Genomic DNA, 5,989 nt, shown 5'->3' on the forward strand with positions numbered 1-5,989 from the left:
CGCAGCGGCTGCCGCTGCGGCCTCTGCGAGGCCTCAAAGGTATGGATCAAGAAGGGGCCCGAGACCCTTCTTGATCCATTAGCTTATTTTTAGTGGATTTTTGTCTAGACAAAGGGGAGCACCGCAGTCCAACGGCCTGGACTCAGGGAATCGCGCCGGGGGCCAGGCCACGGGTCGGACCATCCTCGGGACTTTCCCCCGGCCATTTCGCTCCCCTCCTGTTCATCCTGTCCATCCATGTTCGATCTCCGGCAGCGATCATCCTTCGGGTTCGGGAGTCGATCCCCGCCATGCCCTGATCCGGCTGGGTTACACGGGGGACGAGCAGACCGCCCATGGGTTCCGGCACATGGCCTCCACCCTGCTGCACGAGGCCGGGTTCCTCAGCGACCCCATCGAGCGCCAGTTGGCCCATCTCGAACGCGACCCCGTGAAAGCCGCCTACAACGCGGCCCAGTACCTCCCGCAGCGCCGGGCCATGCTGGAGGCCTGGGCCAACTACCTCGACGCCCTCCGCGAGAATCGGCCGGCCGTTCTTAGACCCGGGGCCATTGGCGAATAAGAGGAACCCGCTTGACGGCAAAACGGTACTCGAGTTATAATTTGCCTCGGCAGTATTGATATTGACATCAATTCTGCCGAACGGAGCGCATGCGTTATCTCAAACCTTTCATTGAAAAAGATCTTAAGAAGAAGATGGTTTTCCTCGGGGGGCCGCGGCAGTGCGGGAAAACCACCCTGGCCCGGCATATCCTGGGAGATCTGCCGGAAGCGTACCTGAACTGGGACGACCCGGACCACCGCGGCGGCATCCTCAAGCGCCGATGGCCGAAAGTGGCCCCCCTCGTGGTTTTCGACGAGCTGCACAAGTTTCCCAAGTGGAAGTCGTGGATCAAGGGGATATACGACTCCCGCCCCCCCGGTCAGTCCTTCCTGGTCACGGGGAGCGCCCGGTTGGACGTGTATCAGCGGGGCGGAGACTCCCTGCTGGGACGGTACCATTACTGGCGGCTTCACCCCTTTTCTCTCGGGGAGTACGCCGGGGGGTTTTCCCCCGCGGAGGCGCTCCGCCGGTTGCTGACCGTAGGTGGCTTTCCCGAACCCTTTCTGGACGGCGATGAGCGGGAAGCGCGCCGGTGGCGGCGGGAGCGGCACCAGCGCATCGTTCGTGACGACATCCGCGACCTGGAACCCCTGCGTTCCCTGCCGAGCCTGGAACTCCTGCTGACCCTGCTCCGGCAACGCGTCGGGTCAACCCTGACCTTGAGCGGGCTGGCCCGGGAGATCCAGGTGGCGCCCCGGACTATCGCCCACTGGGTGGAAATTCTGAGCCGGATGTACCTGGTCTTCGTGGTGCGGCCTTATTCGGTCAACGTGGCCCGGGCCGTGCAGAAACCGTTCAAGGCGTACTTCTACGACAACCTGGACGTTGATTGCCCCGAGGACCGACAACCGGGCGCACTGTTCGAGAACCTGGTCGCCACGCACCTGCGGAAGAAGGTTGACTTCCTGGAGGACTACACCGGCGAAAAGTGGGAGCTCGCGTTCCTGCGCGACCGGGACGGCCGCGAGGTCGATTTCGTCGTGGTTCGCGACGGGGCGGTCGACGAACTGGTGGAAGCGAAGTGTTCCGGCAGCGAGGTCTCCCGTTCTCTGATCCATTATGCCGAGAAGTTGAACCCCCGGCAGGCCGTGCAAGTGGTCAAGGAACTCCGCGCATCGTTCAGCCGGGGAAGCCTCCGGGTGACCGACCCGATCACCGGGTTCGAGGCCCCACCATGGGGAACCCCGGCCTGAGGCCGCGACGGCCCCGGCGGAAACACGTCCATCCGGGTTCCACGACCGGGGCTGAACAGGGATGGACAGGATGAACTGGATAACAGAACGAACCGGGAGAGATCAGCCGTTGATCCGAACCCGGGAGAAGGGTACTGCATCAACCGCCCTGAAAGCCGGCGGAGCAGTCGATACGCAGGCTTCCGGAAAAGTCGGGAAACCTGAGACAGGGCTCAGCCTTGCAAAGATCCTTCAAAGCAAGATCCAGGTCATCCGGGAGCGACCCCGGGCATCGGTCCCTGAAGGGGACAACCGTGAGTAGCCGTGGGCGCCGCGCCCACGGTGAAGCAGGCGATTCATTGCACCCTTACCCCGGGGTATTCGACCCTTTCTGGGTCGTTGCCCCATCGGTGATCCGGGTTTCCACGGGCGCGGCGCCCGTGGCTACTCACAGGGGATCCCTGCGGGATCCGTCGTCGCGGCTTTGGTGATGCACCTGTTCGCGCGCTTCGTGGTTCTTTCCGGTTCGTGTATTTCGTGGTTGGTTTCCGGTTTATCCGGGTTGGGATGAAGGGCGGACGGGCTCGAGGCCGTGCACCAGGAGGACGTCCCCGCTATCGCCGGCGAGGCGGATCAACTCCGGCGTGAAACCGGCGCGGGAGAAAAGAGCGTAAAGGCGCTCCGCTGGCTCGTACGGCAGGGCCACCCTGGAGGCCTTCCGCCGGAGCTCCGCCAGCACGTCCACCCCGACCGGGCGGACGGACCACTTGCATTCCCCGAACAGCGCTCCGACCTGGTCGTCGTCCAGGGCCACCAGGTCGATCTCCGACGACCGGTCCCACCAGCGCCCCGCCTTCCGGTAGCAGCCGGGGGCGAGGCCGTCCAGGAGCCCTTCCCGGACCGCCTGGGCGCAGATCTCCTCGTAGACCCCGGCGACGTGCTGATCCAGCTCCCCCAGGATCCGGTCGGCCACCCACTCGTCCTCCCCCTGCTCCAAGCGGTCCCGGTAGCGGAAGACAAAACGGAACCAGAAACTCACGTAGGGGTCGAGGATCCGGTAAAGCCCCTTTTTGCTCTTTTCCGGCGCCGTCTCGGTGACGGGGATTTCCCGCTGGACCAGCCGCAGCCCCTGGAGGACCGACAAGTACTTGGTGAGCGTCCCGTGGGGCAGCGCCGTGGCGTTGGTGATCTCGGAGAGTTTCCGCTTGCCCTGGGCAATGGCGTTCAAGATGGCGAAGTAGACGCGGGGTTCCTGGAGTTCCTGGCGAAGGAGGATTTCAGCTTCCTCCCGAAGGACTGCGCTCGGGTCCAGGACGTGGCGCAGGAGGTTGGCCCGCAGCGACTGCTTCTCCTCGAAACGCTCCAGATAGTAAGGCATGCCGCCCAGGACGGCATAGGCGCGGGCCTGGTCCTCGAAACCGTAGCAGGGGAAAAAGGCGCGTGCATGCCGGAAGGTGAGAGGCTCCAACCGGAGCTGGCCCGTACGGCGGCCGTAGAGGGGCGCCCGCTCGTCCAGCGTTTCCCGCTCCATCATGGATACGGAAGAGCCCATCAAGACGACGAACGCTTTCGTCCCTCGGAGCACCTCGTCCCACCCCTGTTGCCAGAGGCTCCCCAGGGCAGGGTTCGCCTCCACGAGGTACGGGAACTCGTCCACGACCAAAGCGTACCGCTCCTCCCTCCGTGAAAGGTAGGAAAAGACTTGGCGCCAGTCCCGGAACCCGTTTTCCTCGAGCAGGGGGTCGGCGAAAAACCGCCCCGTCACCTCGCCCAGGTGGAGCAACTGCTCCCGTTCGGGAAGACGGTTCGCGAGGAAATACAGGTGAGGCCTGCCCTGGATGAATCGCCGGACCAGCGCCGTCTTTCCCACCCGGCGCCGTCCGTAGACGATGATCAACTGTGCGTCTTCACTGCCCCACAGACGTTCCAGGGACGCCAACTCCGGTTCTCGATTGATGAAGGGACGCATTTTGATACCCCCCGGTATCATACCTGCGGGTATCATATCCGGCTCGGATCCGGCCGTCAATGGTTTTCTTGAAAAGGAAAAATGTCCGGGCGGTCGGGGAAGTCAATCCGAGTCGTCTCGATGTACTGCCGGATGAGCTTGTCCACCTCCGCTTCCGGCACGCCCAGGTAGCGGCCGATGATGAAGCGCACCATCTTCACCAGGACCGTGACGCGGCGGAACCGCCTGGTTTTCGGATGGACTTCACGAAGTGAAGAGGCGGTCGGGTGCAAAGCGGTGTCAGGTTTCACCACGGTCTTCAACTGTGATGATGACCTTTCCTTTGGCATGTCCTTCTTCCAGGTAGCGGAGAGCATCAACCGCGTCGCTGAATGGGTATTGCCTGTCGATGACGGGTACGATCGTTCCGGCTGCCAGAAGGTCCCCGAGAAAAACCAGATCCTTCTTGTTCAGCTTCGCCATGAAGCCATACATCTTCCTGCTCCCAACCCGTGACAGGAAGGATTGCAACAGCAGGCCGATCAACATGCCGGGGAGGCTTTGTCCCCCTCCTCCGGATCCGACATAGATTCCGTTCCGGCTCAGCGCGCGCCGGTAATCGAAAACGGAGAGCCTGAAGAGCGGTGATTGCCGCCACCGGTACGGCGGCTGCGCCCTCAAACGAAAGGTCGGCGGGCTTTAGGGTCAATTTGGCTTCAGGAGCGCACACATACTCGGCAAAGGCTCCACGGCACGCGCCAAACACCTCGTCACCCGCTTTGAACTGCGTTACGTTCCCACCGACGGCTTCAACCAAGCCGGCCACATCAACACCCAACCGGGTGTCCTTCGGCTTGAGCAGGCCCCCGATCATCAGCCGGACGAAAAACGGTTTGCCTCTCATGAAGTGCCAGTCAAGCGGATTGACGGAAGCCGCACGAATTCTGATCAAGACCTCGTCGTCCTTGGGGACAGGTCTTGCCGTCTCCGTGAACCGTAGAACCTCCGGGGGCCCGTATTCCGTGTAGATGAGCGCTCTCATCGGTCTCCTTGCAGACGATCCTGTCGACCGGGTGGTTCTTGCGTGAGGTCCAGGGCAACCGGACCGAATGATTGTCGACCTTTTTTTAGAGGAAAACAACCCCGGATGGCGGCCAGAGGTACCACGCATGGCCGCTAAGCGGGGTATGCCGGCTGAAGACGGTGGACCTGGCCCGCTACAACCACCTGGACCACGGATACACGTTGACCGCCCACGAGGCCCAGGGGATCACGGCGGACCGGGCCTTGATCCACCTGGACAGCCAGCAAAAGGGGGTGAACAACCGGAACGCCTTCTATGTGGACGTGTCCCGCGCCCGGCACGAAGTCCGGATCTACACCGACGGCCGGGAGCGGGTGGCCTCCGCCGTCGGGCGCTGGCAGACGAAGCTCTCCGGGGACGACTTCCAATTGCAGCGGGAAAGGAACCAGGGGGAGGACCTACGCCTGGATCGGCGGGAGCCGGAGCATGCCCCGGAAGCCGGGAAGGGAGTTTCGCGGGCGGCGGAGCTGGTCCGGGAAAGGACGCTCGAACCAGGCCGCGAGAAGCCGGAAAAAAACGAGCGCGCCGAAATCGAAATGGCCGGGCGAGAGAACATTGCCTATCAGCCCGGAGAGCGGGAACTGGAGCAGCGATTCACCCGGGAGTGGCAACGGGGCCACGATCACGGGCCGACCCTGGAGCGGAGTCTGGGGCGGTGATCAAGGCAGGAGAGAGGCGACGATTTGCTCACGTTGAGCCCGGCCGGCCTGGCTGGCGGGAATTCCTGATATAATATTGCAAGGATCGGGGCCTGTCATTGCGTGCGGACCCCGGAGGTATTGGCGGATGGAATCAGCGTTTGCGCAGAAGCGGTCGGAAAAGCGGCTCAACGGAATCAACCCGGCGCCGCGCGGGATGAGCGTGACGGTGGACTTCGGTACCAACCGGCTGGCGGGCAAGCGCTACGACGGGCGGGACCGGGTCACTGGGGTTTCCAACCCCTACGGGACCACCACGAACCAAGCCCCTGCCTCTTACGACTACTGGACCAACACCACCTATGACGCCCTCGGGCGTCCGGTCACGGTGACCAACCCCGACAACACCACCCGGACTGTTCGCGCCGGTCTGGGATGAGGCCAAAATCAGCGGTTTGGGGTGAGGCCAGCGACTGGTTTTCAATCGACAGTGCAAAGAGAGAGGATTTCGCAGGAGCGAGAAGGGAGCTCGGTTCACCGGGA

General features: G+C 63.1%; 6 protein-coding genes and 1 pseudogene. 4 read left to right on the top strand and 3 right to left on the bottom strand.

Going from position 1 to position 5,989, the window contains the following annotated elements; genetic code table 11:
• Positions 1–349 precede the first annotated feature (349 nt).
• Together KA419_20940 and KA419_20945 are read left to right on the top strand one after the other, a co-directional pair.
• Entirely contained in the window at positions 350–562 is a 213-nt protein-coding gene (locus KA419_20940; GenBank protein MBP7868402.1) for a hypothetical protein, read from the top strand.
• A gap of 134 nt (positions 563–696) precedes the next feature.
• Complete coding sequence (locus KA419_20945; protein ID MBP7868403.1) at positions 697–1,797, top strand: ATP-binding protein; 1,101 nt, start codon at positions 697–699, stop codon at positions 1,795–1,797.
• 532 nt (positions 1,798–2,329) lie between these two features.
• Here the strand turns inward: KA419_20945 and KA419_20950 are convergent.
• From KA419_20950 to KA419_20960, 3 genes and pseudogenes are all read right to left on the bottom strand, one after another.
• Positions 2,330–3,745, bottom strand: a complete 1,416-nt coding sequence (locus KA419_20950) for an ATP-binding protein (GenBank protein ID MBP7868404.1) — start codon at positions 3,743–3,745, stop codon at positions 2,330–2,332.
• 56 nt (positions 3,746–3,801) lie between these two features.
• Positions 3,802–4,035: a hypothetical protein gene (locus KA419_20955; protein MBP7868405.1), complete on the bottom strand. Its 234-nt coding sequence runs from the start codon at positions 4,033–4,035 to the stop codon at positions 3,802–3,804.
• Positions 4,025–4,766 (bottom strand): annotated as a pseudogene (locus KA419_20960) (NAD(P)-dependent alcohol dehydrogenase). The gene KA419_20955 and the pseudogene KA419_20960 overlap by 11 nt, the downstream one beginning before the upstream one ends.
• Positions 4,767–4,927: 161 nt before the next feature.
• Here KA419_20960 and KA419_20965 point away from each other — a divergent pair.
• Positions 4,928–5,467 carry a hypothetical protein gene (locus KA419_20965; protein ID MBP7868406.1) on the top strand — a complete coding sequence of 180 codons (540 nt, stop codon included), beginning with the start codon at positions 4,928–4,930 and terminating at the stop codon, positions 5,465–5,467.
• Positions 5,468–5,594: 127 nt separating this feature from the next.
• Complete coding sequence (locus tag KA419_20970) at positions 5,595–5,885, top strand: RHS repeat protein (GenBank protein MBP7868407.1); 291 nt, start codon at positions 5,595–5,597, stop codon at positions 5,883–5,885.
• Positions 5,886–5,989 lie beyond the last annotated feature (104 nt).

The organism is Acidobacteriota bacterium, from assembly GCA_018001935.1.
In the GTDB taxonomy this organism is placed as follows: domain Bacteria; phylum Acidobacteriota; class JAAYUB01; order JAAYUB01; family JAAYUB01; genus JAGNHB01.

Coding starts and splice junctions, on each gene's coding strand:
- KA419_20970 (MBP7868407.1), top strand. CDS start 5,595: ATGGAATCAGCGTTTGCGCAGAAGCGGTCGGAAAAGCGGCTCAACGGA.
- KA419_20940 (MBP7868402.1), top strand. CDS start 350: ATGGCCTCCACCCTGCTGCACGAGGCCGGGTTCCTCAGCGACCCCATC.
- KA419_20945 (MBP7868403.1), top strand. CDS start 697: ATGGTTTTCCTCGGGGGGCCGCGGCAGTGCGGGAAAACCACCCTGGCC.
- KA419_20950 (MBP7868404.1), bottom strand. CDS start 3,745: ATGCGTCCCTTCATCAATCGAGAACCGGAGTTGGCGTCCCTGGAACGT.